This is a genomic window from Cellulosimicrobium cellulans (assembly GCF_016921195.1).
Classification (GTDB): Bacteria; Actinomycetota; Actinomycetes; order Actinomycetales; family Cellulomonadaceae; genus Cellulosimicrobium; species Cellulosimicrobium cellulans_F.
The window spans coordinates 250,209-275,003 of sequence record NZ_JAFGYF010000004.1 but is presented as its reverse complement, the minus strand read 5'-3'; the positions used below and the strand labels follow the sequence as shown (position 1 = coordinate 275,003).

The 24,795-nt window shown below is 74.1% G+C and carries 22 protein-coding genes; 12 read left to right on the top strand and 10 right to left on the bottom strand.

From position 1 onward, the window contains the following. Positions 1-56 precede the first annotated feature (56 nt). Positions 57-1,262, bottom strand: coding sequence for a cation:proton antiporter (locus tag JN535_RS11300; RefSeq protein ID WP_205205648.1), 1,206 nt, complete (start codon positions 1,260-1,262; stop codon positions 57-59). A gap of 236 nt (positions 1,263-1,498) precedes the next feature. On the opposite strand from JN535_RS11300, the gene JN535_RS11295 reads away from it, so the two are divergent. The 4 genes from JN535_RS11295 to JN535_RS11280 all read left to right on the top strand — a co-directional run bounded on the left by JN535_RS11295 (position 1,499) and on the right by JN535_RS11280 (position 7,045). Next, positions 1,499-2,872 carry an 8-oxoguanine deaminase gene (locus tag JN535_RS11295; RefSeq protein ID WP_205205647.1) on the top strand — a complete coding sequence of 458 codons (1,374 nt, stop codon included), beginning with the start codon at positions 1,499-1,501 and terminating at the stop codon, positions 2,870-2,872. A gap of 122 nt (positions 2,873-2,994) precedes the next feature. Beyond that, positions 2,995-4,635: a solute carrier family 23 protein gene (locus tag JN535_RS11290; protein ID WP_240200987.1), complete on the top strand. Its 1,641-nt coding sequence runs from the start codon at positions 2,995-2,997 to the stop codon at positions 4,633-4,635. Positions 4,636-4,825: 190 nt separating this feature from the next. Continuing rightward, a complete protein-coding gene (locus JN535_RS11285) occupies positions 4,826-6,313 on the top strand; it encodes an amino acid permease (protein WP_240200986.1) in 1,488 nt (495 codons plus the stop codon). A gap of 87 nt (positions 6,314-6,400) precedes the next feature. Then, on the top strand, positions 6,401-7,045 hold the full coding sequence (locus JN535_RS11280) for a lysophospholipid acyltransferase family protein (protein WP_205205646.1): 645 nt from the start codon (positions 6,401-6,403) through the stop codon (positions 7,043-7,045). A gap of 3 nt (positions 7,046-7,048) precedes the next feature. Here JN535_RS11280 and JN535_RS11275 read toward each other — a convergent pair whose 3' ends face one another. Then, the gene (locus JN535_RS11275) at positions 7,049-7,792 is read right to left on the bottom strand and encodes a ZIP family metal transporter (RefSeq protein WP_205205645.1); all 744 of its coding nucleotides are present in this window, start codon (positions 7,790-7,792) and stop codon (positions 7,049-7,051) included. 146 nt (positions 7,793-7,938) lie between these two features. On the opposite strand from JN535_RS11275, the gene JN535_RS11270 reads away from it, so the two are divergent. From JN535_RS11270 to JN535_RS11250, 5 genes are all read left to right on the top strand, one after another. Next, positions 7,939-9,297, top strand: a complete 1,359-nt coding sequence (locus JN535_RS11270; RefSeq protein WP_205205644.1) for a sensor histidine kinase — start codon at positions 7,939-7,941, stop codon at positions 9,295-9,297. Beyond that, complete coding sequence (locus JN535_RS11265) at positions 9,294-9,944, top strand: response regulator (protein WP_205205643.1); 651 nt, start codon at positions 9,294-9,296, stop codon at positions 9,942-9,944. Before JN535_RS11270 ends, JN535_RS11265 begins: the two co-directional genes overlap by 4 nt. 285 nt (positions 9,945-10,229) lie before the next feature. Beyond that, complete coding sequence (locus JN535_RS11260) at positions 10,230-11,390, top strand: hypothetical protein (RefSeq protein ID WP_205205642.1); 1,161 nt, start codon at positions 10,230-10,232, stop codon at positions 11,388-11,390. Between the two features lie 79 nt (positions 11,391-11,469). Next, positions 11,470-11,886 (top strand): MerR family transcriptional regulator, encoded by a 417-nt coding sequence (locus tag JN535_RS11255; protein ID WP_205205641.1) that lies wholly within the window; start codon positions 11,470-11,472, stop codon positions 11,884-11,886. A gap of 33 nt (positions 11,887-11,919) precedes the next feature. After that, positions 11,920-12,864 (top strand): aldo/keto reductase, encoded by a 945-nt coding sequence (locus JN535_RS11250; protein WP_240200985.1) that lies wholly within the window; start codon positions 11,920-11,922, stop codon positions 12,862-12,864. 117 nt (positions 12,865-12,981) lie between these two features. Here JN535_RS11250 and JN535_RS11245 read toward each other — a convergent pair whose 3' ends face one another. Next, entirely contained in the window at positions 12,982-13,833 is an 852-nt protein-coding gene (locus tag JN535_RS11245; protein WP_205205640.1) for a hypothetical protein, read from the bottom strand. A gap of 59 nt (positions 13,834-13,892) precedes the next feature. Beyond that, positions 13,893-14,966, bottom strand: a complete 1,074-nt coding sequence (locus JN535_RS11240) for an App1 family protein (protein ID WP_205205639.1) — start codon at positions 14,964-14,966, stop codon at positions 13,893-13,895. 139 nt (positions 14,967-15,105) lie between these two features. Here JN535_RS11240 and JN535_RS11235 point away from each other — a divergent pair, with 139 nt between their 5' ends. Together JN535_RS11235 and JN535_RS11230 are read left to right on the top strand one after the other, a co-directional pair. After that, positions 15,106-15,564 (top strand): hypothetical protein, encoded by a 459-nt coding sequence (locus tag JN535_RS11235; protein WP_307868600.1) that lies wholly within the window; start codon positions 15,106-15,108, stop codon positions 15,562-15,564. Positions 15,565-15,648: 84 nt separating this feature from the next. Then, positions 15,649-16,236, top strand: coding sequence for a pyridoxamine 5'-phosphate oxidase family protein (locus tag JN535_RS11230; protein WP_205205638.1), 588 nt, complete (start codon positions 15,649-15,651; stop codon positions 16,234-16,236). Between the two features lie 30 nt (positions 16,237-16,266). Here the strand turns inward: JN535_RS11230 and JN535_RS20800 are convergent, their stop codons facing one another. The 4 genes from JN535_RS20800 to JN535_RS11215 form a co-directional block, all read right to left on the bottom strand. After that, positions 16,267-17,058, bottom strand: a complete 792-nt coding sequence (locus tag JN535_RS20800) for a hypothetical protein (protein ID WP_240200984.1) — start codon at positions 17,056-17,058, stop codon at positions 16,267-16,269. Continuing rightward, positions 17,055-19,646 (bottom strand): discoidin domain-containing protein, encoded by a 2,592-nt coding sequence (locus tag JN535_RS11225; RefSeq protein ID WP_240200983.1) that lies wholly within the window; start codon positions 19,644-19,646, stop codon positions 17,055-17,057. Before JN535_RS11225 ends, JN535_RS20800 begins: the two co-directional genes overlap by 4 nt. 902 nt (positions 19,647-20,548) lie before the next feature. Next, positions 20,549-21,352 carry a ferredoxin reductase gene (locus JN535_RS11220; RefSeq protein ID WP_205205637.1) on the bottom strand — a complete coding sequence of 268 codons (804 nt, stop codon included), beginning with the start codon at positions 21,350-21,352 and terminating at the stop codon, positions 20,549-20,551. Positions 21,353-21,361: 9 nt separating this feature from the next. Next, a complete protein-coding gene (locus JN535_RS11215) occupies positions 21,362-21,961 on the bottom strand; it encodes a sulfite oxidase-like oxidoreductase (RefSeq protein ID WP_047231004.1) in 600 nt (199 codons plus the stop codon). 80 nt (positions 21,962-22,041) lie between these two features. On the opposite strand from JN535_RS11215, the gene JN535_RS11210 reads away from it, so the two are divergent. Beyond that, complete coding sequence (locus JN535_RS11210) at positions 22,042-22,584, top strand: DapH/DapD/GlmU-related protein (protein WP_205205636.1); 543 nt, start codon at positions 22,042-22,044, stop codon at positions 22,582-22,584. 15 nt (positions 22,585-22,599) lie between these two features. Here JN535_RS11210 and JN535_RS11205 read toward each other — a convergent pair whose 3' ends face one another. Both JN535_RS11205 and JN535_RS11200 read right to left on the bottom strand, forming a co-directional pair. Beyond that, complete coding sequence (locus tag JN535_RS11205) at positions 22,600-24,042, bottom strand: L-serine ammonia-lyase (protein WP_205205635.1); 1,443 nt, start codon at positions 24,040-24,042, stop codon at positions 22,600-22,602. A gap of 70 nt (positions 24,043-24,112) precedes the next feature. Then, on the bottom strand, positions 24,113-24,739 hold the full coding sequence (locus tag JN535_RS11200; protein ID WP_205205634.1) for a DNA-3-methyladenine glycosylase I: 627 nt from the start codon (positions 24,737-24,739) through the stop codon (positions 24,113-24,115). Between the last annotated feature and the right edge of the window lie 56 nt (positions 24,740-24,795).

Below are 24,795 nucleotides of genomic sequence, written 5' to 3'. Positions count from 1 at the left end.
GAGCGCTGCGTCCCCTGGGCGCATCTCTCGCGCACGGACGCGTCGCTCGTCCGGGGTCATCCGGCGCCGCGTTCTTCCGTCGGCGGGGCCGCGACGTCGTCGGGCTCCGCGGGTCGCGGGCCGAGCCGGCTCGCGACCATCGGGAGCACGATCACGGAGAGCACGCCCGCGCCCACGAGCGCAGCGCCGACGCGCGACGTCATCGCGCCCTGCTCGACCGCGATCTCGGTGAGCGCGACGAGCAGCGGCAGCGCCGTCGCGGCGTACAGCGCGGTCTGGACACGCTCGACCGACGGCAGCTCGCGCCGGAACCACAGGAGCACCGGCCCGCCCCGCACGACCACCATGAGCGCGAAGAACGTCAGCGGCAGCAGCGGCGACGCGACGATGGAGTCGATGTCCAGGCCCATGCCGGAGCTGACGAAGAACACCGGGACGAACACGCCCCACGCGACCGCGTCGAGCTTCTTCTCCAGCGCCTCGACGTCGCCGGGCGCCCAGCGCCGCAGCACCATGCCGCCGACGAACGCGCCCAGCACGGCGTCGAACCCGAGCCCTGCGGCGAGCGCGAGCAGCGCGACGAGCAGCAGCACCGTGAGGCGCAGCGTGCTCTGGCCGGTCCCGTGCTCCGCGGCGCTGAAGAGGCGGTCGCCACCGAGGGCCTTGATGCGTCCCAGCCGGCCCGGCAGCACGGACACCGCGATCGCGACGGCGGCGAACAGGACCAGCAGGATCGCCGCCACACCGCTCTCGCGCGTCCCCAGCAGCACCGCCATCGCGACGATCGGGGCGAGCTCGCCCACCGCCCCGACCACGAGCACCGCGCGGCCGAGCCGTGAGCCGAGCTGGCCACCGTCGCGCAGGATGGGCAGCACGACTCCGAGCGCGGTGGTCGTGAGCGCGATCGCCCCTGCTGCCACGCGGTGCGGCGAGCCGTCGCCCACGACCACGAGGACCAGCACCGCCCCGGCGACGAGCGACGTCAGCCACGCGGCCCCCGCCCGCCGCCCGACGCGCTCGCGCAGGAGGCTCGGTTCCAGCTCGTACCCGGCGAGGAGGAAGAGGAAGCCCATGCCGAGGTCGGACAGGAGCGTGACGTCGTCCGGCGTCGCGAGGTCGAGCGCGGAAGGACCGATGAGGATGCCGCCGAGCAGCAGGACGACGACCTGCGGCACGCGCGACCGCACCGGCATGAGGCCCGCGAGCAGCGGCGCGAGCAGCGCGACGACGAACACCGGGACGAGCGGGGCGTAGACGTTCACGGGCGGGTCTCCGGGTCTCGGCGGTCGGCCGGTCCCAGGATCCCGCAGCGCCGCAGGTCGCGCGCGGCGTGCGTCCGCGTCGTCGTCCACCAGGGGTTGACGGCCCGTCGCGACCCGGCCTACGGTCGGCCCGGCCGCGGGTCCCGCGGCACCTGGATCGGCAGACAGGACCACTGAGCCGGCGCACCGTGGCGCCGGAGCCGCGCCCCGGTGAGCACGAGCCACCAGGAGGCACCATGACCAGCCCCTCAGCCGGCACCCGCACCTGGGTCCGCGACCCGCTCGGCGTCTTCACCGCGGACGACTCCCCGGACGCGCCCGACGCGCGCGGTGGGGTCGTCGTCGAGGACGGGGTGATCGTCGAGGTCGTCGCGGCAGGCGCCGCACCGTCCGCGCCGGCCGACGAGACGTTCGACGCGTCCCAGCACGTGCTCACGCCTGGGCTGATCAACACGCACCACCACTTCTACCAGACGCTCACGCGCGCCTGGGGGCCGGTCGCCGACGCCCCGCTCTTCCCCTGGCTGCAGCGCCTCTACCCGGTGTGGGCGCGCCTCACCCCGCGCGACCACGAGCTGGCGACGACGGTCGCGCTCGCCGAGCTGCTGCTCTCCGGCTGCACGACGGCGGCCGACCACCACTACGTGTTCCCGGCCGGCCTCGACGACGCGATCGACCTCCAGGTCGCCGCCGTCAGACGGCTCGGGATGCGCGCGACCCTCACGCGCGGGTCCATGACGCTCGGCCAGGACGACGGCGGTCTGCCGCCGCAGTCGGTCGTGCAGAGCCTGGACGTGATCCTCGCCGACTCCCAGCGCCTCGTGGAGAGCCATCACGAGCGGGGCGCCGGGGCGCAGGTCCAGATCGCGCTCGCGCCGTGCTCGCCGTTCTCGGTGACGACCGACGCGATGCGCGAGAGCGCGGCGCTCGCGGAGGACCTCGACGTCCGCCTGCACACGCACCTCGCCGAGACGATCGACGAGGAGGACTTCTGCCGCGAGCGCTTCGGGATGCGCACGGTCGACTACCTCGAGTCGGTCGGCTGGCTCACGGACCGCGCGTGGCTCGGCCACGGCATCCACTTCGACGACGAGGAGGTGCGCCGCCTCGGGGTCGCGGGCACCGGCGTCGCGCACTGCCCGACGTCGAACATGCGCCTCGCCTCCGGCATCGCCCGTGCCGTAGAGCTGGAGGACGCGGGCGCGCCCGTCGGGCTCGGGGTCGACGGCTCGGCGTCGAACGACGCGTCGACGATGATCCTCGAGGCCCGCCAGGCGCTCTACCTCCAGCGTCTCAAGTACGGCGCCGACATCCCCGTGACCCGCGCGCTCGGTTGGGGCACGCGCGGCTCGGCGCGCGTCCTGGGCCGCGACGACGTCGGCGTGCTCGCCGTCGGCAAGCAGGCGGACCTCGCGCTGTGGCGCCTCGACGAGCTGCGCTTCTCGGGATCGCACGACCCGGTCGCCGCGCTCCTGCTGTGCGGGGCCGACCGCGCGGACCGCGTCATGGTCGGCGGCGAGTGGCGCGTGGTCGACGGCGCGATCCCCGGCCTCGATCTGGACGCCCTGGTCGCGGAGCACTCGGCGGCGGCCCGCCGCCTCGTGGGCTGAGGCCCGTCGCCGCAGGCCACGCCCGAGTTGCCGGACGGGACTTGACACACGTCACACTTGGCGTTCGAATAGTGGAAGTAGTTTTCCGCCAAGCGGAACGATAGCTGACGAGGAGGTCCGCTATGAACGCGCGAGCCACGAGGACCACGGACGGCGCCGAACGTCGTCCGGTACGCCCCGAGGACGAGCGGCTGCCCATCGGGTCGACGTTCGGGTACGGGTTCCAGCACGTGCTGACGATGTACGGCGGCATCATCGCGCCGCCGCTCATCGTGGGCGGCGCCGCCGGGCTGACCGGGTCCGAGATCGGGACGCTCGTCGCGGCGTCCCTCTTCATGGGCGGCCTCGCGACGATCCTGCAGACGCTGGGCATCCCGTTCTTCGGGTCGCAGCTCCCGCTCGTGCAGGGCGTGTCGTTCGCGGGCGTGTCGACGATGGTCGCGATCGTCAACGGCGGGGGAGGGATCCCCGGGGTGCTGGGAGCCGTGCTCGTCGCGTCGGCGATCGGCCTGCTCATCACGCCGTTCTTCGCGCAGATCATCCGGTTCTTCCCGCCGGTCGTCACGGGCGTCGTCATCACGACGATCGGCCTGACGCTCATGCCCGTCGCGGCGAACTGGGCGATGGGCGGCAACGCGAGCTCGCCCGACTACGGCTCGGTGAGCAACATCGGCCTCGCCGCGCTGACGTTCGCGATCGTCATCCTGCTGTCGAAGGTCGGCAGCGGCACGATCTCGCGGCTGTCGATCCTCATCGCGATCGTCGTGGGCACCCTCATCGCCCTCGCGCTCGGCAAGGCGGACTTCTCCGGGGTCGGCGACGGCCCGGTGGCCGCGTTCCCGTCGTTCCTCGGCTTCGGCGCCCCGACGTTCGAGATCGCCGCGATCATCTCGATGCTCATCGTCATCCTCGTGACCCTCACCGAGACGACGGCGGACATCATCGCCGTGGGCGAGATCGTCGACACCAAGGTGGACCGCAAGCGCATCGCGAACGGTCTGCGCGCCGACATGGCGTCGTCCGTCGTCTCGCCGTTCTTCGGTTCGTTCACGCAGTCGGCGTTCGCCCAGAACGTCGGGCTCGTGGCCATCACGGGCGTGAAGTCGCGGTTCGTCGTCGCGGCGGGCGGCGCGATCCTCGTGGTCCTCGGCCTCCTGCCGGTCCTGGGCCGCGTCGTGGCCGCGGTCCCGACGCCGGTCCTCGGTGGTGCGGGCGTCGTGCTGTTCGGCTCGGTCGCCGCGTCGGGCATCCGCACGCTCGCGAAGGTCGACTACTCCCGGCCGATGAACCTCATCATCGTGGCGGCGTCGATCTCGTTCGGCATGATCCCCATCGCCAAGCCCGACTTCTACGACCAGTTCCCCACGTGGTTCGGCATCATCTTCCACTCGGGCATCAGCTCCGCCGCGGTCATGGCGATCCTGCTCAACCTGCTGTTCAACCACCTCAAGTTCGGCACGCCGCCCGACCCGTCCGTCTTCGCCGCGGGCGCGGAGCACGGCGCCAACGCCGTGGACGACGAGGACCTAGAGGACCTCCAGGACGACGGTGTCCTCAACGGCTCGACGCGCCGGCCGGCCGCCGTCGACACCGCGGCGCCGTCCGCTGACGCCCCGGCGACCGGCGACGGCGACCGACGGACCGGCACCCCCGACGGTGCGGGCGACCGCGCCGACGACCCGACCGGACCGACCTCCGGCGACGGCACCGCTGCTCCACGGCACCACGCCGTCGCGCCGCTCCCGCGGACCGCGACCCCGTAGACACAGGCACAGCGTCGTGCCCGACGCCGCCCCGCACCCGAGCGACCCCCTCGCGCCGGGTGCGGGGCGCCGTCGTACGGAGCGTCCGGGGTGGCCCGGCGGGGCGACGGGCAGAGGGTGGCGACGGGCCGTGTAGCGTCGTGGGTCGGCGTCGAGCACGGCGACCGGGACCCGACCGCAGGACCGCACCATGAGCACCCCCATGCCCGAACCCTCGGCACCGACCGGGCACCCGTCTCCCTCGGGGCGACCGCCGGCGTCCGGCGGCACCTCCGAACCCGGGACCTCCGCCGACCACCTGGGCACCGGGCTGCGGACGCGGCACCTGACGATGATGGGGCTCGGCTCCGCGATCGGCGCAGGCCTGTTCCTCGGCTCGGGCGTCGGGATCGCGACCGCAGGCCCGGCCGTGCTCGTGTCGTACGCGATCGCGGGCGTCGTCGTCATCCTCGTCATGCGGATGCTCGCCGAGATGGCGAGCGCGCGACCGGTGAGCGGGTCGTTCTCCGTCTACGCGGAGGAGGCGCTGGGGCCGTGGGCCGGGTTCCTGCTGGGCTGGCTCTACTGGTTCATGCTCGTCATGGTCCTGGGCGCCGAGATCACGGGCGCGGCGCGGATCGTCACGGGCTGGTACCCGGACGTGCCGCAGTGGGGTGTCGCGCTCGCCGTGGTCGTCGTGTTCGCGGTGATCAACCTGTGGGGCGTGCGGCAGTTCGGCGAGCTGGAGTTCTGGTTCGCGTTCGTCAAGGTCGCGGCGATCGTCGGCTTCCTCGTCGTCGGCGTCCTGCTGGTCCTCGGGCTGCTGCCCGGGACCGACCCCGTCGGCACGTCGAACCTCCTGGGCCACGGGGGCTTCGCGCCCGAGGGGTGGGGCGGGATCGCCGCCGGGCTGCTCGTCGTCGTCTTCGCGTTCGGCGGCATAGAGATCGTCACGATCGCGGCGGCGGAGGCGCGCGAGCCGCGCACCGCCGTCGCGCGTGCGACCCGCAGCATCGTGTGGCGGATCCTCGTGTTCTACCTGGGCTCGGTCGCCATCATGGTGCTCGTCCTGCCGTGGGACTCGCCCCTGCTCGCGGAGAGCCCGTTCGTCGCGGTGCTCGACCTCGCCGGGCTGCCCGGGGCGGCGCGCGTCATGGAGGTCGTCGTGGTCGTCGCGCTGCTGTCGGCGTTCAACGCGAACGTCTACGGGACGTCGCGCATGGCGTACTCGCTCGCCGGGCGCGGCGACGGCCCGCGCGCGCTGCGGCGGGTGTCGCGCCGCGACGTGCCCTGGGTCTCGGTGCTCGTGTCGGTGTTCTTCGCGCTCGTCGCGGTCGGGCTCAACTGGCTCCTGCCCGAGGCGCTGCTGGGCATCCTGCTCAACGCCGTGGGCGCGGCGCTGCTCGTCGTGTGGGTGCTCGTGGCGGTGTCGCAGCTCCGGCTGCGACGCCGGATCGAGGCGCAGGCGCGCGCGGCGGGCGAGCCGATGACGCTGCGCATGTGGGGCTTCCCGTGGCTCACCTGGGCCGTGCTCGCCGGGCTCGCGGCGCTCGCCGTCCTCATGCTGACCGACGACGCAGCGCGCGCCCAGCTCGTGTCCACGGCGGGACTCGTCGCCGTCATCCTGGCCCTCTACGCGGTGACCCGCGCCGGCCGCGCACGCCGCGTCGCGTCGGCGGCGTCGCGCCGGGACGCGTGAACCGGAGGTGACGCGGGGGCCCGCGGGGACACCGGGGACGAACGCCGCGTGCACGGACGTGCGCCGACGAGAGTGCACAATGAACGGATGACCTACCGCGTCCTGAGGCTCATCCTGTCTCTGCTCGCCTACGTGCTGCTGCGGCCTCAGGTGACGGGGCGCAACAACATCCCGCGCAGCGGGGCGGTCATCCTCGCGAGCAACCACCTGTCGTTCATCGACTCGATCCTCATCCCGATCGTCGCGCCCCGGCACGTCACGTTCCTCGCCAAGGCCGAGTACTTCACCGGGCGCGGGCTCAAGGGTCGCCTGACGCGCTGGTTCTTCACGACGATCGGCATGATCCCCGTCCAGCGCGACGACCCGCGCGCGGGGCAGCGCTCGCTCGAGGACGCGCTCGAGGTCCTGCAGCGCGGCGGCGCGTTCGGCATCTACCCCGAGGGCACGCGCTCGCGCGACGGCAAGCTCCACCCGGGCCGCACGGGCGTCGCATGGCTCGCGCTCGCCGGGCACGCACCCGTCGTTCCCGTCGCGGTGCGCGGCACGGACAAGGTCCAGCCCATCGGCAAGAGGATCCCGCGCCTGCACCGCGTCGAGGTGCACTTCGGCAAGCCCATCGACCCGCAGCGTCAGATCACGGCCGGCACCAAGCCCGCGCAGGCGCGGCGCGAGCTCACGGACGAGGTCATGGCGTCGATCCACCGCATGAGCGGCCAGGACCTCGCGGCCTGACGCTCAGAGCGAGCTCAGCCCGAACGCCGTCGCGAAACCCAGCACCGTGACGAGCCCGGTGACCGGGCCGCCGAACTCCGTCGCCTCGGGGATCATCGTGTCGACGAGCATGGTGAGCAGCGCCCCGGCGGCGAACGCCTGCGTGACCGCCACGACCGCGGGCGAGGCGCCGTCGAGCGCGACGTAGCCGATACCGGCCGCGAGCGCCGAGACCAGGGTCGTCGACCCCCACAGGACCCAGAGCCGCGAGGGCTTCGTCCCCGCCTTGAGCAGCCCGGACGTCGCGGACATGGCCTCGGGCAGGTTCGAGACGAACACGGCGGCGAGCATCGCGACGCTGACACCGCCGCCCCCGATGAGCGTCGCGCCGAGGACGACCGACTCGGGGACGCCGTCGAGCACCGTGCCGAGGGCGATCGCCGCGCCGCCGGTGCCCCCTGCCGCCTGGACGGACCCCGCCTGCACGCCCGTGGACCGCTTGCGGCCCTCACCGCCCATCCGGTCGATGATGCGATCGCCGACGAAGAAGGTCAGCGCGCCGCCCGCGAGGCCCGCGAGCAGGACGAGCCCGCTCGCGTGCGTGGACGCGTCCTCCACGAGGTCGTACGCGACGGCGCTGATGAGCACGCCCGACCCGAACGCCATGACGAGCCCGACGAGGCGCTGGCCCGGCGGCCGCCAGAAGACGAGCGCGGCTCCGAGGGGCAGCGACGACGCGCCGACGAGGCCCCACCAGAACCCGAGCATGCGCCCATTGGACCAGCGCTCGCGCGGGAGCGCGCGCGGGCGTGGGCCGGGAGCCGAGCGCGCGCACGGGCGGGGAGCGACCGGGCTGCGGCGGGCTCCCCCGGTCGGGGGAGGCGCGCCCTGGCCGGTCCCGCGAGACTGGGGCCATGACGTTCGACGACGCGCGCCCGACCCGTCGGGCGACCGCCGCCTCGGGGCGGGGCGCGTGGGGCCGGGTCGTCGCGCCGCTGCGCAGCGCCGCCACGGTGCGGGCCGGGGTCTACCTCGTGGTCGGCGGCGTGGTCGCCGGCGCGTACGTGGTCCTCGTCGCCGGGTTCGTGCAGATGTTCGCCTCGCTGCAGACGCCGCGGGTCGCGACCGTCGTCCTCGCGCTCGTCTCCGCGGTCCTGGTGAGCACGCCGCCGTTCCTCGCCCCGGTCCGCACGCTCGAGATCGCGGCCGTGCGGACGTTCCTCGACGTCGACGTGCCCCTGCCCGCGGCCGGGGCGACCCCGCCCGGTGCGGCCACGCGCTGGCGCGGCGCCGCCTGGTACGGGCTGCACCTCGCGCTCGGCGCCGCGGTGCTCGTCGTGGTGCTGTTCCTCGTCCCGGTCGCGACGCAGCTCGTCCTCTCCGCGACCGGGGTCGAGCCGGTGCTCCTCGCCGACTGGCGTCCGTGGGAGGCGCTGCCCCCGTGGGCGTGGCTGCTCACCGCGGTGCTCGCGCTCCTCGCCGTCCCGTACGCGGTCGTGCTCGCGCGCGGCGTGCTGCGCCAGGCCGCCCTCCCGCTGCTCGGGCCCGACCAGACGGAGCGCATCGCGGAGCTCGAGGCGGCGGCGGACCGCGCCGCCGAGCGCGGACGGCTCGCGCGCGAGCTGCACGACTCCGTGGGTCACGCGCTGACCGTCACGACCCTCCAGGCGGCCGCGGCCGCCCGCCTGCTCGACTCCGACCCCGCCGCGGCACGCGCCGCGCTCGTCGCGATCGAGGACACGGGTCGTACCGCGATGGCGGACCTCGACCACGTCCTCGGGCTGCTCCGCGCGGAGGCGGCGCCGGCCGCGCCGACGGACACGGGTGGAGCGGCCGCCCCCGTGCGCAGCCCGGCGCGCACGCTCGCCGACCTCGACGCCCTGCTCGACGACGCGCGCCGCACGGGCGTCGAGGTGCGCCTCGCGCGCGACGACGACGCCGCGCTGCCGGACGTCCCGCGCGCGGTGTCCCAGGAGGCGTACCGGGTGGTGCAGGAGGCGCTCACGAACGCGCTCCGCCACGCCCCGGGCGAGCCCGTCGCCGTCGCGGTGGCGCGGGGTCCGGGCGACGCGCTGGTCGTCGAGGTGCGCAACCCGCTCGGGCCGGGCACGCGGCGTCGGGCACCTGATGGGTCCGGCCGCGAGCGCCGTGGCCTCGCGGGCATGCGCGAGCGGGCCCGTCTGCTGCGCGGAGAGCTCGCGGCGGGCCCTGAGCGCGACGGCGGCGCGTGGGTCGTGCGCGCGACGTTCCCGCTGGCAGGATCGGTCGGATGACCGACGGGACGACGCGCGTGCTGCTGGCGGACGACGAGCCGCTCGTGCGGGCGGGGCTGCGCGTCATCCTCGACGCGGAGCCGGACCTCGAGGTCGTCGGCGAGGCCGGGGACGGCGCGGAGGTGCCGGGCGCCGTCGCGCGGGCGCGCCCCGACGTCGTGCTCATGGACGTGCGCATGCCGCGCGTCGACGGGATCGCCGCGACGCGCGCGCTCCTCGCACGCGCCGACGCGCCGCGGGTGCTGGTCCTCACGACGTTCGAGAACGACGACCACGTGCTCGACGCGCTGCGGGCGGGCGCGCACGGGTTCCTGCTCAAGCGCGCGCGGCCGGAGGAGGTCGCGCAGGCCGTGCGGGTCGTCGCGCGCGGCGACTCGCTCCTGTTCCCCGACGCCGTCCGCCGGCTCGCGACGGCGCGGCCGCCCGCGGGCGACGAGCTGCGCGACGCGCGGCTCACCGAGCGGGAGGGCGAGGTGCTCCGGCTCGTCGCGCGGGGCCTGTGCAACGCGGAGATCGCGGCCGAGCTCTACCTCGGCGTCGAGACGGTGCGCACGCACGTGGGCAACGTGCTCGCCAAGCTCGGCGTGCGCGACCGCACCCAGGCCGTCGTGCGCGCCTACGAGTCCGGGTTCGTGCGGGCGGGCTGACGAGCGGGCCGACGCGCGGAGCCGCGGGTGCCCGGGCCGGTGCGACGATCGCGCCACGGACCTCGCCGTGCTCACCCGCCACGCACCGCCACGCTCGCCGGCGTCACGCTCGGGCGCGCCCCGGTGGACGCGGGCGTCGGCCAACTCACGGTCGCGCGAGAGGAGCTCCAGTCTCAGGTGCCGTCCTGGCTCCCGGTCGGTACGCACGGCTGATCCCCCGCACGGGGGAGCGACGTCGTCGTCGCGGGGGATCCGGCGCGCGACGGCGGGCGCCAGGGTCGAGTCATGAGCACGCGAACCCCGCCCCCGTCCTCCGCCACTGCCTCTCCCGGACCGCGCACGGTCGTCGTCGGGTCCCTCGCCGGTACGCCGCCCGGTCCCGGGGCGCACGGCGTCCGCGACCGGTGGATCGCCCCGACCGCCGCCGTGTGGTGGGCCGCCGGAGGGCTCGCGGCGCTCGTCGTGACCCTGACCGGCGGCACGCTCGCGGTCGGCGACGCGAACGACCTGTCGTTCGGCGCCCTGAGCGGGGTCGCGGGCGCGACGCTCACGCCGTGGGTCGCGGTCCTCGCGCTCGTCGGTGCGACGACCGCGCTGCGGGCGTGGCTCGGGGCTCGGCACCGCCCCGTCGCGCGGGCCGACCGCGCGCTGACCGTCGCGGCGACCGCGCTCGTCTCGGCCGGGGTGCTCGCCCTCACCGACGCGTCGATCCTGGCGCGGCTCGGGTACCTCCCGGTCACCCTCGTCATGGCGCCGTTCGACCCCGTGATCCGGGCGGCGTTCGAGGACTTCCTGGGCCCGGGCCCGCTCACCCAGCTCGCGCTCCTGGCCGGCGGCGTCCTGCTCGTCGCCTCGACGTGGCGGTTCGTGCGCCGCGGGGCCGGGGCGTGCGCGTCCTGCGGGCGCCGCCACGACGGGCACGACCCGGCGTGGACCACGCCCGCCGCCGCCGCGCGCTGGGGCCGGACCGCCGCGCTCGTCGCCGCCGCGATCCCCGCCTTCTACGCGGTGACGCGCATCGCCTGGGTGCTCGGCATCCCGCTCGGCTTCTCGCCCGACGACGTCGCACAGCTCGCCGGGGACGACGGCTGGGTCGCCGCGCTCGGGCTGGGCGGTTTCGCGCTCGTCGGCGCGGTGCTCACGCTCGGCCTGTTCCAGCGCTGGGGCGAGGTCTTCCCCCGGTGGATGGTCGGGCTCGCGGGCCGCAGGGTCCCGGTCGGGCTGGCGGTCGTCCCCGCCACGATCGTCGCGGTCGCGGTGCTCCCCGCGGGGCTCTCGCTCATCGTCCTCGGGCTCGGCGAGAGCCGGCTGGCCCTGACCGCGGACTCGTGGGGCGCCGTCGGGCCGACGCTCCTGTGGCCGGTCTGGTCGCTCGCGCTCGGCGCCGCCACCTACGCGTACTGGCTCCGGCGCCGTGGCACGTGCCGGGTGTGCGGGCGCGGGTGAGCCGGGTGGCGTTGGCCTGGAGCGCGCACCAGGACCCAGAATCAGGAGCGGGTACCGATCGCGCAGAGAGAGGCTCCTCATGTCCGACGCGCTCACGCCGCAGGCGGCCGCCGCCCGAGCAGGCGTCAGCCTCGACACGCTCCGCTACTACGAGCGGGAGGGCCTCATCGGGCCGATCGCCCGGACGGCCGGCGGGCACCGGGCCTACGACGGGGACGACCTGTTCTGGATCGGGCTGGTGACGTGCCTCCGGGACGCCGGGCTGGGCATCTCCGAGCTGCGCGAGTTCACCTCGCTCCTCCGCCGCGAGGGGAGCCCCGCGGACCGCGTCGCGTTCCTCCAGGGTCATCGGCGGCAGCTGCACGAGCGCAGGGCGCGGATCGACCTCGCGCTCGGCGTGCTCGACGAGAAGATCGCGTACTACCGCGAGCAGTCGGGAGGGAGCCCGGGCCCGAGCGTCGAGGGGGAGCCGGCTCCGCCGTCGAGCACCGCTTGACCTGGAGCGCGCTCCAGCATCGAGCATCAAGGCATGACCGCACAGATGAACGATCCCCAGATCGTCCTCGGGACCATGGACCACGGCACGCGCGTGGAGCAGTCCACCGCGTTCCGGCTGCTCGACCGCTTCGTCGAGGCCGGTGGCCACTGGCTCGACACCGCCAACTGCTACGCCTTCTGGACCGACCCGAGCGGTCTGGGCGGTGCCAGCGAGCGCGTGCTCGGCGCGTGGCTGCGGGCGAACCCGGGGGCGCGCTCGGCCGTCGGCCTCGCGACCAAGGTCCGTCAGGACCCGCTGGTCGCGCACGCGTGGCCCGAGAGCGCGGAGGGGCTCTCCGCGCCCGCCGTCCGGGCCGGCCTCGACGGGAGCCTCGAGCGCCTCGGCGTCGACCACGTCGACCTGCTGTGGGCGCACGCGGAGGACCGGACGGTGGACCTCGGCGAGACCGTCGCCGCGTTCGGGGAAGCGGTGGCCGAGGGGCGTGCCACCCGGATCGGCGCGGCCAACCACGCGTCGTGGCGGGTGCAGCAGGCGCGTGACCTCGCGCGTCGGCAGGGCGTGGCCGAGTGGTCGGCGCTGCAGCTCCGGCACTCCCTCGTGCAGCCGCGCCCGGGCACGACGGTCCCCGAGGCGGGCCACAAGCTCCTGGCCCCGGACGACCTCGACCACGCCCGCACGGAAGGGCTCGACCTGTGGTGCTACACGCCCCTGATGATGGGCGGGTACACCCGTGCGGACCGCCCGTTCTCCGCGGGCTACGACCACCCCGGCACCGAGCGGGTGCTCCGGGTGCTCGGCGAGGTCGCGCGGGAGACGGGGGCGACGCCGAACCAGGTCGTCCTGGCCTGGCTCATGAGCCAGGGGATCTCGCCCATCGTCGGGGCGAGCAGGATCGAGCAGGTCGACGAGGCGATGTCCGCGCGCGACGTCACGCTGTCCCCGAGCCAGCTGGACCGCTTCGCCGACGCCCGCTGACCCCCGATTGCCGCCGACACCCCCGGTGCGGTGGCGACCCCGAGGAAGCTCCCCGTCGAGCACGACACTGCTGTCGTCATCAGCCCGATGACGACAGCAAGGTCGTGCTCGGCGGGGCTACTGCGGCTCGACCGGGCCGTCCTGGCCGGCGACCAGGTCGCCGCAGGTGGTCTCCTGGGCCGTCGTGACGACAGGGTCGTCAGCGGCGGCGTCCTGCGCGACCGTCTCCTCCTCGCCGTTCGTCGCCGTCTTCGCGCCCGCGGCGAGGTCGACGAAGGTGCGAGACACGGTGAAGGACGTGCCGTCGTCGGACACGGCGTCCAGGCCCGCGAGGTGCAGCTCCCCGTCGACCTCCGTGCAGCCGACGCCCGTGCCGAACCCGGTGAAGCCCTTGTCGAACGTGTACTGCTCGCCCTGGGCGTTCTGCGTCGGGGTCACGGCGCAGTCGGCGGCGGAGAACAGCAGGACCTCGCGGCCCGTGTCGACGAGGGCGATCGGCGCCGTGGCGTCGCCCGCGGCGACGAGCTGGACGATCGCGCTCGCCGCGACCGGGCTCGCGGACTCGATCGGCGCGGAGAACGTCGCGCCCGACGCGGTCGTGATCCCGAACGCACGGTCCGCTCCGCCGGTCAGCCACGCGGTGTCCGGGCGGCCGTCGCCGTCCACGTTGACGATCTCGTGCGTGCCCGCCCCGGCGGGGACGCCGTCGCCGGTCGCAGGGCAGCCCTCGGCGGCGGGCGTGGACGTCGCGTCTGTGGGAAAGCCCGAGTCCGCCGGGGACGGGTTCGGGGACTCCGTGGCGGTCGGGGTCTCCGCCGCAGGCGCGTCGTCCGCCGGGCGGTTGACGAGCCACACGACGACACCGATCACCACCACCGCGACGATCGTGAGCACGATCCACGGCCAGGTGCGCCGCGGCTGCTCGGGCTCGGGGTCGGGCGTGGGGAAGGGCAGCTCGGGCGTCGTCATTCCCTCAGGCAACCACCCGCGACGACGCGCGGCATCCCGGCGCGCCGAACCGCTGCCGGTCAGCGGCGCAGGGCCCGGGCGAGGGCCCGGGTGAGCGCGTCGCCGTCGGGGCCGAACGCCGTCGGGACGCCGCTGCCGACCTCGCCCGGGAGGCTGCCCGGCGTGGGCAGCGGGGAGCCGTGGGCGAGGACCTGCTGCGCGGGCGTCAGCTCGCGGATCGCGACGGCCGCGACGTGGTCCGGGTACCGCCGCGCGGCGCGCGCGTAGATCTCGGGGTCGTGCTGGCCGTCGTCGCCCACGAGCAGCCAGTCGACGTCGGGCAGCTCGCGGAAGAGGCGGTCGAGGGACGTGTCCTTGTGCTCGGGGCCGCTGCGGAACCAGCCGGTGTTCGTCGGGCCCCAGTCGGTGAGCAGGAGCGGGCCGGGCGGGAACCCGTGCCGCTGGAGGAACCGCCGCAGGTTCGCGGCGGTGTTCCAGGCGCCCGTGGAGACGTAGACGAACGGCGTGCCGGGGCGCTCCGTCGCGATGCCGCGGTAGAGGGCGGCCATGCCCGGCACGGGCACGCGCGCGCTCGAGTGCCGCACGAACGTGTTCCACGCCGCGATGAGCGGACGGGGGACCGCGGTCACCATCGCGGTGTCGTCGATGTCGGACACGACGCCGAGCCGGCGGCCGTCGGCCACGACGAAGACGTGACCCTTCGCGACCGCGCCCGACGACGGACGGAAGGTCACGTCGTGCCAGCCGGGGTCCAGCGCGACGTCGATCGTCGCGTCGAGGTAGCCGCCGCGGTCGGAGACGAGGTCGACGGTCGTGTCGCCGACGTGGACCCGGACCTCCTCCCGCGGTGCCGGGGCGGTGAAGAAGTACCGCCAGCCGCGGCGGTCCGCGGACTCGCGCTCGTGCAGCGCGGGGTCGAACGCGGGGCTCGCGAGGAGCACACGGCCCAGGACGCGGACGCGTCGCGGGCTGCCGTACCCGGCGAACGGCTCGACGCGCGGGCGCCACCCGCGCGCCTTCTGGAAGCGGGAGACGACGGCGCGCCACCGGTCCTCGAGCCGCGCCGCCCGGTGGGGTCGCTGGCTCGGCGTGGCCTCGGTCGTGACGGTCGGTACGGGTGCGGTCTGGGGCATGGGCGCAGCGGTGTCCTCGGTCGGGGGTGGCTGGTCAACCCTGTCACAGCCCGCCGACGCGCGCGGCGCCGGCCGGCCTCGGCGCGCGGCCCGGGCCCGGCGGGGTGCGGGCGGGTGCGCCCGAACCTAGCGTGGGCGCGTGAGCGAGCAGACGCCCCCGAACCCTGCCGACCTGCCCACGCGGGCGACCCCGCCGGGCGTGAGCGACGCGACCGTCGAGGCGCTCGGCGCGCTGAGCGAGGCGCTCGAGACGACGGAGCGGGCGCGCGGGCACCTCTACACGTTCCACCAGCTCACCGGGGAGGCGGACCTCGCGCTCGGCGACGCCGTCGAGAAGCTCCGGGCGGCGGGGCACGCTGAGGTCGCCGACCGGATCGCGGCCGACCTGGTGGGGCGCAACGTCGCGCCCGGACGCTGGACGTTCCAGCTCGTCGAGGAGTACGACGACGGCTACTGGTCGGTCTTCCGCGACCACGAGCGCGCGGCGCGCGAGGAGCTCGCGGGCGGCGTGCGCCATCTCTTCGAGGCGCGCATGAAGCAGGAGCGTCGCACGGCCGGGCGTCCCGGCCACGAGGCGGGGACCGAAGGGCTCCGCTGAGGACCACGAGCATCGGACCGATGAGTCCGGGACCTGGCGTCGGTCAGGAGGAGGACCGAGAGCCGACCGACGAGAGGACCGGCCATGACCGCCGCTGCCCACCCCGTCCCGTCCGACGCGCCGGACGGGACGCTGATCCCGAACTACAGCTCGCCCGGTGCCGCCCCGGTGCCGTGGGAGACCGTGCGGCGCGCGCTCGAGCGCGCGGAGATCTCCTGGATCTCGACCGTGCGACCCGACGGGCGCCCGCACGTCACGCCGCTCATGACGGTCGTGGCGGACGGTTGCGTGCACGTCACCACGGGGCCGCACGAACGCAAGGCCCGCAACCTCGCCGAGAACGCGCACGTGGTGCTCACGACCGGGACGAACGCGTTCGAGGACGCGCTCGACGTCGTCGTGGAGGGGACGGCCGTCCGCGTCACGGACGACGCGACGCTGCACCGGCTCGCCGAGCGGTGGCGCTGCAAGTACGGCGACGAGTGGACCTTCACCGTGCAGGACGGGGCGTTCCGGAACTCCGACACCGGCGAGTCGCTCGTCTTCTCCGTGCGCCCCGAGGTCGTGTTCGCCTACCAGCGCACGGCCGAGCACGCGGCCATGCGGTGGCGGTTCGGGCCGGACGAGCGGCCCGCCCTGCCTGCCCCCGACGCACCGCAGCCCGCCCCGTGAGGCGGGCTGCGGCGTCGGGCCGGGACGTGCTCAGTTGCGCGTGATGGTGAAGGTCGACGTCGTGTTCTCGATGTCCCGGAAGTTGCCCGAGAACGTGAGGTTGGTGAACGTCGCCATGCCGACCGCCGGACCCTGGCCGGCCTCCGGCATGGGGTTGGCCCAGATGCCGTAACCGGACTTCGCGTCGTACTGGTCACCGCTCTTCTTCGCCCCCGTGATGGTGACGTTGGTGAAGGTCGGGTTCTGGATCGGGTTGACCGGCTGGCCGCCGAGGTACTGCGTCTGGAACATGATCCCGGAGTACGTCGGGTCGATGACGTCGAGGTTGTTCACCTGGATGTTCCCGAACGCCTTCGACGCCGAGAACATCCACACGGCCCCGAACACCTGGCCGTTCCAGAAGTGCCCGCCGGAGCGCAGGACCGTGAGCCCGTCGAACACCGTCGGCGCCGGGCCGAAGCCCTCCATCGGGTAGCCGAAGTCGAGCGAGCTGATCGTGACGCCCGAGTAGACCAGGGTGTCCGCGATGTAGATGTTGCGGAACGTGTTGTCCTGCCCGCCGTAGACCGCGAGGCCCGCCGCACGCCACGTGTTGGTCGACGTGAGGTTCTCGAACACGTTGCCGCGCTGCCCGCTGCCGCCGTTGTCGGTGGCCGCGAAGAGCGCGAACGAGTCGTCGCCCGTGCCGCGTGCCTGGTTGTTGTGCACGTGGTTGTTCGCGCTGCCGTTGGTCATGTTGATCGCGTCCGCGAACGTGTTGCGGATGCGGGAGTTCTTGACCTCCGAGTCGTCCATGTTGGACGCCCAGAACATGCAGATCATGTGCTCGACCCAGATGTTGTCGATCGGATGTCCTTCACGTTGGCGAAGTCGAAGACCTTGCCCGGGCCGTCGATCCGTGACGTGTAGTTCCCGAAGTACGCGAAGTCACGGAACGTCGAGCCGTTCGCGCTCGCCTCGGCGCGGAAGCCGACGTCGGTGTTCTCCTGACCCTGCGGCGCGAAGAACCGGGTGAACCACGGCCCGGCGCCGACGACGTCGACCGCCTTGCCGTACACCTGGAACTTGTTCGCGGTCTGGTAGTCGCCGGCGGGCAGGTAGACGCCCTTGAGCGTGCCCGTGGTGTCCATCCGGACCTTGTCGAGCGCGGCCTGGACGTCCTGGTGCGTGAAGCCCGCAGGCTGCGTGTACTGCGCGGGGTTCGGGTTCGCCTGCGGCGTCGCGAGCTCGAGGTCGACGAAGTCGATCGTGTACCGGCTCGTGTTGCTCGCCGTCTTCTGGAGACGGATCGTCGAGCCCGCGGGGACGGTCGTGCCGAGCAGCGTGCTGGCCTCGTCGTAGATGTGCCGCGGCGCGCCCTGGCCCGGCTGGTTGCCCGGGTTGGTCTCGTTGCCGTAGAGCCACGCGTAGCGCGACGTGAGATCGATGTTCTTGAGGAACTGGCCGTCGACGTAGATCGCGAGGGTCGCGTTCGTCCCGCCGCCGCCCGCCGAGTCGGGGATGGAGAAGCGGGTCAGCAGGGTGTTCGTCGGGGCCTTGGTGGTCCACTCGACGTACGCGCCGGTCTGGTCGAGCGTCACCGCGCGACGGCCCGAGGCCTCGCCCGCGAGGTCGCCGACGACGCGGTTCGGCGCCAGCACGGTCGCGCCCCCGCCCGTGACGCCGTCCTCCGCCTCGTACGTGTCGAACGGCAGGTTGGCGCCGCGCCCGACGAAGAGCGGGCGGGTGACGGTGTTGTTGGCCTGCTTCGCGGAGACCTCGGTCGAGTCCGGCGCGGCGACGACCTTGACGTCGTAGTTGCCGTCGGCGGCGGTCCACGTGCCGAGGTCGACGCTCGTGCTGCTCGCGCCCGCGGCGATCGCACCGCTCGCGGAGCCCGTCAGGGTGCGCACGACGGCGCCCGTCGCTTTGTTCGTCACGGTCACGGTGAGTCCGTGGGCAGCCGTGGAGGTCGCGACGTTGCCCTGGTTCGCGATCGTCGCGGAGAAGGTCACCGTGCTCCCCGCGGACGGGTTGCTGGGCGACCACGTGAGCGTCGGGACGAGGTCCGAGCTCGGGACGGCCGTGACGACGAGCGGGGTCGGGTTCGCGTAGGCGTTGTTGCCCTCGTTCTGCTCCGCGACCGTGGCGCCCGCGTCGGCGACCGCACCGATCGTGTAGCTCGCGGCAGGCCGCGCGCCGACGTCGGCGGTGACGGTCGCCTGGGCGCCGGCCGCCAGGCCGGCGACCGGCTTCGTCGCGACGGTCTCACCGTCGAGCGTGAACGCGACGTCGGTCGCGGCGGACGCCTGCGTGCCGATGTTCTTCACGACCGCCGACAGCGTGATCGCCTGCGACTCCAGCGGCGACGTGGGGGTCGCGGTGACGCTCGTGACGACGAGGTCGGGGTTCGGAGCCGCGGTGCCGAACACCTGGAGCTCGGCGACCTGACCGTTCCCGGAGCCGGTGTTGCCGGTGAACCGCAGTCGCACGTCCTTGGCGGTGCCGGTGACGGGGACGGTCACGGTGTTGCCCGTGCTCGGGGAGAACGCATAGCCCGCGGAGGCCTTGAGGGTCTGCCACGCGCCGGTGGCGGTCGCGCGACCCTGGACCTCGAACGTCTGGGTGCGCGGGCCCCACACCGACGCGGGCGGGAGCTTGACGACGACGTCCGTGAGCTGGGCCGCGGCGTCGAGCGAGACCGTGAGCGTGCTCGGGTACTGGCCGCCCGCGCCCTCCCAGTAGGTCGACGTGCTGTCGTCGTTCGCGTTCTTCGCGACGAACTGCCACTCCGTCGACGACGCCTCGATCGGCTTGTTCAGCGCGAGGTTGGTACCGGTGGGCGGCTCGGGGTTCCCGGGTCCGCCCGGGTCCGTGGTGCCCGCCGTGCCGCGCACCTCGAGCTCGGAGAGCTGCCCCGCGGGCCAGCCCGTGTTCGCGGTGATGTGCACGCGCACGTAGCGCGCGGACGTGTCCGGCACGTCGACCGTCACGGTGTTCCCCGACGCGGGGTTGAACGCGTACGCCTGGCTCGCCTTGATCGTGGAGAAGCTCGCGCCGTCGGTGCTCGCCTGCACGCTGAGGGTCTGGTTGCGGGTCTCCCAGCCCGTGGGCAGCTTGAGCACGAGGTCCTCGACCGTGGCGGCCGCGCCGAGGTCGACCTGTGCCCACTGCGGGAACGTGTTGTTGGTCGACTCCCAGTAGGTGCCCTGGTTGCCGTCGGTGAGGTTGCCGGACAGGTACGGGGAGTTGTTGCTGCTCGCCGCCGTCGACTTCCCGGCGGACAGCACCGTGGGCGCCGCCGTCGCCGTCGTGGTCAGGCCGAGCGGGACGAGCAGGGCCGCCGCCCCCGCCGCCGCGGCGAGCAGGCGGAGCCGGCGCCGCGGCGCCTGGGCGGTTGTGCGGTTCGACGTGCTGGGTCGATGTCTCATCGATGTCCTCGATCTCCCGTCGTCGTCGACGGGCGTCAGGCCGCGCCGAGCGCGACCCCGCACCGGAGCGGGCGCCCGGGTCGGAGGACGGGCCGCGGCGCACGTCCGGCCGGGGCCGGGTGGCTCGGGTCAGTACCTTCGAGAATTGCGGACCCGCTGTGCCGCACCGCACAACGGTGTGTTGAATTCTTGCATCAACACGCAAGAACGCTACTGTCGGCTGAAGGGGCCGTCAAGAGATCCCGCAAGCGCCCGATGCGCCATGTTCGTCGAGGTAGAACCCCCGTCCCGCGAGATAGAACCCGGGTCGCGCGAGGTAGAACCGTGGTCGCGCGAGGTAGAACTGTGGTTCTTGTGCTCGACGGCGTGCGGTCGGGTTGGGTGGTCGGGGTGGGTGGTGGTGCCGCGTCTACCATCCGCCGCTCGTTCCTCGCGGCTCCCGCCAGGCCCGCCACGACGCGGCACCACCACCCACCCCGCCCGGCGTCGTCTCGCCCTGGTCCGACGCGCGCCCGGGCGACCGCCCGCGGTGGACGACCCGACGCCGTCGGCGCGGGCTGGTTACGGCTGGCTCTCCGGCTCGGCAGTGAACCACATGCGCTCGCGCACACCGGTCACCTCGCGCGCGCGGGCCATGGCTCTACCTCGGCGGACCACGGTTCTACCTCGGCGGACCACGGTTCTACCTCGCGCGACCACGGTTCTACCTCGCGTGACCACGGTTCTACCTCGCGCGACCACGGTTCTACCTCGGCGGACCGGTGTTCTCGCTCGTGCGACTGCGGTTCTCCTCCGGCCAAGCAGGGTTCCGTTTCGGCTCGCCCGGGTTGTTCACTCGCGAGCGCGACGCCCGGGTCCGCGCGGGGTGGACGGCGCCGTCGGCGTGGTCCCGCGGTCCGCCCTCAGTCCGCGGCCGGACCGAAGCGCTCGGTCTTGACCCGCGCCGGGTCGTGGCCGAGCGCGACGAGCTGGCGGGCGACTGCCTCGACGAACCCCGTCGGCCCGCACACGAAGCACGCGGGCTCGATCTCGGCCGGCCAGCCCCACGCTGCGAGCTCGCGACGCTCGAGCCGACCGGGGCCGCGCATCGACCCGAGCGGCGTCGAGCGCGTGAAGACGACCTGGGCGTCGAGACCGTCGTGCGCGGAGGCGAGCCGGTCGAGGTCGTCGACGTACAGCCGGTCCTCGGGGCGGCGGACGGAGTAGACGAGCCGGAACGGCGTCCGGTCGCCCGCGTCGCGGCGGGTCCGCAGCATCGCCATGAGGGGCACGAGCCCCGACCCGCCGGCCGCGAGCAGGACCGGCGTCCCGGCGTCGCGGTCCGGGGACCAGACGAACCAGCCGCCGATCGGCCCGCGCAGCTCGATCGCGTCCCCGATCGCGAAGACGTCGGTGAGGTACGTCGAGACCTCCCCTCCCGGGACGCGCTGCACGGTGACCTCGACGCGCGCGGGGGAGCCGTCGTCGGGCACGCTCGCGCGCGTCGCCGCGCTGCCGATCGAGTAGCTGCGCTCGGCGGTGTAGCCGTCGGGTGCGGTGAGACGCAGGTCCACGTGCTGCCCGGCCAGGTGCCCTGGCCAGGCGGGGACCTCGAGGACGAGCGTCCGCGCGGTCGGGCTCTCCTCCCACGCGTCGACGAGAGTCGCGACCTGCCAGCGCGACGGCGTCGCGTACCGGGCACCGAGGCGGACGGGAGCCTCGGTCATCGTGGGACCTCAATCACCTTGGTACCTCTGCTCGCGCCACGGGTCGCCGAGGTCGTGGTAGCCCAGGCGCTCCCAGAAGCCCTGCCGGTCCATGGGCATGAGCGTGATGCTGTTGACCCACTTGGCCGACTTCCAGAAGTACAGGTGCGGCACGAGCAGCCGCGCCGGGCCGCCGTGCACGGGGTGCAGCGGGGCGCCGTCGAACGTGTGGACGACCCACGCCTTGCCGCCCAGCAGCTCCGCGACCGGAAGGTTCGTCGTGTAGCCGCCGTAGCAGCCGATCATCGCGAAGTCCGCGGTCGACTCCACGTCGGCGAGGAGCGTGTCGAGCGAGACGCCGCGCCACGACGTCCCGAACTTGGACCAGCGGGTCACGCAGTGGATGTCGACGGTCGGCTCGTCCTGGGGGAGCGCCATGAGGTCCGCCCACGACCACGCGTGGGTCGTGCCGGTCTCGGTCGTGACGTCGAGCCGCCAGGTCGCGGTGTCGACGCGCGGTGTGGGCCCCGCCGAGAGCACCGGGAACCCGGTCTCGACGTACTGGCCCGGCGGGAGCGCCACGCCCTGCGGGCGCGGTCGGCCGTGGAAGCCGGGGGTGAGGGTGCTCATGGCACACGGTAGGCGCGGTGCCCGACGGTGCGCCAGGGCTGCGGGACGACGCGGCGCCCGGCGGCGAGGAAGATCGGGGGATGTCCAGCGACCTGCTCATGCGTATCCACGGTCCCGAGTTCCGGGCCATGTCCGAGAGGGTGTTGCGCGCCACCGAGCTCACCTCGCGGCTCAACGTCCTGCCGTTCGACGACGAGGAGGGCCGGGCGCAGCTGTTCGAGCAGATCCTGGGCCGCCCGCTGGGTCCGCGCGTGACGATCTACCCGCCCTTCTTCACGGACCACGGCCTGAACCTGGACCTGGGGGAGCGCGTGTTCGTCAACCAGAACTGCACGTTCCTCGACTACGCGGGCATCCGGCTGGCCGAGCGCGTCATGGTCGCGCCGAAGGTCACGTTCATCACCGTCGGGCACCCCGTCGACACCGACGACCGCAAGGTCTGGCTCACCGGCGGCCCGATCGACGTCCACGAGAACGTGTGGATCGGCGCAGGGGCCACGATCCTGCCCGGGGTGACCATCGGTCGCGACGCGGTCGTCGCCGCCGGCGCGGTCGTGACCGACGACGTCCCGCCGCGCAGCCTCGTCACCGGCACCAAGGCGGCGGTGCGCCGCACGTGGTGACCGGAGGCCTCCGGCTCAGCACTCGACCACGTTGACCGCGAGGCCGCCGGTCGAGGTCTCCTTGTACTTGGTCGACATGTCGACGCCGGTCTGGCGCATCGTCTCGATGACGGTGTCGAGCGAGACGACGTGCGAGCCGTCGCCCTGGAGCGCGAGGCGCGCCGCGGAGACGGCGGTGCAGGCGGCGATGGCGTTGCGCTCGATGCACGGGACCTGGACGAGCCCGCCCACGGGGTCGCACGTGAGCCCGAGGTTGTGCTCCATCGCGATCTCGGCCGCGTTCTCCACCTGGGCGGGCGTGCCGCCGAGCACGGCGCAGATCGCGCCCGCGGCCATCGAGCACGCCGAGCCGACCTCGCCCTGGCAGCCCGCCTCCGCGCCGGAGATGGACGCGTTGCGCTTGTAGAGCGCGCCGATCGCGGCGGCCGTGAGGAGGTAGGTGCGCATGGCCCGACGCCGGCGCGCGGGGTCCGCGGCGACGTCCGGGTGGGTGCGCAGGAAGTGCCGACCGACCGCCGGGATGATGCCGGCGGCGCCGTTCGTCGGGGCTGTGACGACGCGGCGCCCGTCGGCGTTCTCCTCGTTGACGGCCATGGCGAAGGCCTGGAGCCACTCGATGGTCGTGTCGGCCCCGCGCTCGTCCGCGAGCTCGAGGCGCTCGCGCTGGGCCCGCGCCCGACGGCGGACCTTGAGGCGCCCGGGCAGCACCCCGTCGCGCTCGAGCCCCGCGTCGACGCACGCGCTCATGGTGTCCCAGATCCGGTCGACGCCCGCCTCGACCTCGGCGGCGGGACGCAGCGCGGACTCGTTCGCCCATGCGACCGCCGCGATGGAGGTGCGCTCGCGCTCGCACAGGGCGAGGAGCTCGGCGGCGTTGGCGAAGGGGAACGGGACGCCGGCGGGCTCGGTGCGCGGGTCGATGGCCTCGCCCGCGAGCTCGGCGCCGAGCTGTGCGGCCTCGTTCGCCGCCGCGGACTCGAGCTCGGCGGCCGTGAGGACGAACCCGCCACCGACCGAGTAGTACGCCTCCTCGGCGAGCGTCACGCCGTCGGCGTCGAGCGCGGTGAAGCCCATGCCGTTGGGGTGGCCGGGCATGCGGGTCAGCGGCGCGAGCCGCACGTCCTCGCTCGTCATCGTGATGCGGTGCCGGCCCAGGAGCGCGACGGGCGCGCCGTCGCCCAGCTTCTCCCACGACCCGGGGACCCGGGCGGGGTCGCACGTCTCGGGGTCGAGGCCGAGGAGGCCGGCCACGACGGCGTCCGGCGTGCCGTGACCGACGCCCGTGGCCCCCAGCGACCCGCAGAGCACCACCCGCAGGCCGGTGACCGAGTCCAGCACGCCGTCGGCCTCCAGCGTCGCGACGAACGCCTTCGCCGCCCGCATCGGGCCGACGGTGTGCGAGCTCGACGGCCCTACGCCGACGGAGAAGAGGTCGAGGACCGACACGTACGCGCTCATGGACCCCATCGTCGCACCTCGTCCCACGATGCGGGCGGTTTTTGCTATAGCGAATGCTCGGGACGGCGGGTCAGGCGGTGCTCCCCAGGACGACGGGGCACGTCGCGAGGTGGTCGTCGACGAGCCCGCACGCCTGCATCGCGGCATAGGCCGTCGTCGGCCCGACGAACCGGAACCCGTGCTTCTTGAGCGCCTTCGAGAGCGCGGTCGACTCGGGCGTGTACCCGGGCACGTCGCCCCACGTCGCGGGGCGCTCGCGGCGGGCCGGCGGGGCGAACGACCAGATCAGCGCGTCCAGCGTGCGCCCGCTCTCCTGGAGCGCCAGCAGGGCGCGCGCGTTGTCGATCGTGGCGGTGATCTTCTGCCGGTTGCGGATGATGCGGGCGTCGCCGAGCAGTCGCTCGACGTCGTGCTCGTCGAACGCGGCGACGGCCTGCGGGTCGAACCCCGCGAAGACCTCGCGGAACGCGGGCCGCTTGCGCAGGACGGTGATCCAGGACAGACCCGACTGGAACCCCTCGAGCGCCAGACGTTCGAACAGCGCCGTGTCCCCGTGCACCGGGACGGCCCATTCGGTGTCGTGGTACTCCTCGTAGAGCGGGTCGCCGTCACCGAAGCAGCGGGCGCCGGGCTGCGGGGCGGCGGGCGCGTCGTCGGGCACCGCGAGGGGCGTCGTCGCGGTCGTGTCGGTCGTCATGCGTCCACTCTGCCCGCTCCCGCCGACACGGCGACACGCTCCGGCGCCCGCTGTGG

Coding starts and splice junctions, on each gene's coding strand:
- JN535_RS11245 (WP_205205640.1), bottom strand. CDS start 13,833: ATGACGACGCCCGAGCTGCCCTTCCCCACGCCCGACCCCGAGCCCGAG.
- JN535_RS11285 (WP_240200986.1), top strand. CDS start 4,826: ATGAGCACCCCCATGCCCGAACCCTCGGCACCGACCGGGCACCCGTCT.
- JN535_RS11290 (WP_240200987.1), top strand. CDS start 2,995: ATGAACGCGCGAGCCACGAGGACCACGGACGGCGCCGAACGTCGTCCG.
- JN535_RS11215 (WP_047231004.1), bottom strand. CDS start 21,961: ATGAGCACCCTCACCCCCGGCTTCCACGGCCGACCGCGCCCGCAGGGC.
- JN535_RS11200 (WP_205205634.1), bottom strand. CDS start 24,739: ATGACGACCGACACGACCGCGACGACGCCCCTCGCGGTGCCCGACGAC.
- JN535_RS11225 (WP_240200983.1), bottom strand. CDS start 19,646: ATGAGACATCGACCCAGCACGTCGAACCGCACAACCGCCCAGGCGCCG.
- JN535_RS11255 (WP_205205641.1), top strand. CDS start 11,470: ATGTCCGACGCGCTCACGCCGCAGGCGGCCGCCGCCCGAGCAGGCGTC.
- JN535_RS20800 (WP_240200984.1), bottom strand. CDS start 17,058: ATGATCTGCATGTTCTGGGCGTCCAACATGGACGACTCGGAGGTCAAG.
- JN535_RS11275 (WP_205205645.1), bottom strand. CDS start 7,792: ATGCTCGGGTTCTGGTGGGGCCTCGTCGGCGCGTCGTCGCTGCCCCTC.
- JN535_RS11265 (WP_205205643.1), top strand. CDS start 9,294: ATGACCGACGGGACGACGCGCGTGCTGCTGGCGGACGACGAGCCGCTC.
- JN535_RS11230 (WP_205205638.1), top strand. CDS start 15,649: ATGACCGCCGCTGCCCACCCCGTCCCGTCCGACGCGCCGGACGGGACG.
- JN535_RS11250 (WP_240200985.1), top strand. CDS start 11,920: ATGACCGCACAGATGAACGATCCCCAGATCGTCCTCGGGACCATGGAC.
- JN535_RS11280 (WP_205205646.1), top strand. CDS start 6,401: ATGACCTACCGCGTCCTGAGGCTCATCCTGTCTCTGCTCGCCTACGTG.
- JN535_RS11220 (WP_205205637.1), bottom strand. CDS start 21,352: ATGACCGAGGCTCCCGTCCGCCTCGGTGCCCGGTACGCGACGCCGTCG.
- JN535_RS11270 (WP_205205644.1), top strand. CDS start 7,939: ATGACGTTCGACGACGCGCGCCCGACCCGTCGGGCGACCGCCGCCTCG.
- JN535_RS11205 (WP_205205635.1), bottom strand. CDS start 24,042: ATGAGCGCGTACGTGTCGGTCCTCGACCTCTTCTCCGTCGGCGTAGGG.
- JN535_RS11240 (WP_205205639.1), bottom strand. CDS start 14,966: ATGCCCCAGACCGCACCCGTACCGACCGTCACGACCGAGGCCACGCCG.
- JN535_RS11295 (WP_205205647.1), top strand. CDS start 1,499: ATGACCAGCCCCTCAGCCGGCACCCGCACCTGGGTCCGCGACCCGCTC.
- JN535_RS11260 (WP_205205642.1), top strand. CDS start 10,230: ATGAGCACGCGAACCCCGCCCCCGTCCTCCGCCACTGCCTCTCCCGGA.
- JN535_RS11210 (WP_205205636.1), top strand. CDS start 22,042: ATGTCCAGCGACCTGCTCATGCGTATCCACGGTCCCGAGTTCCGGGCC.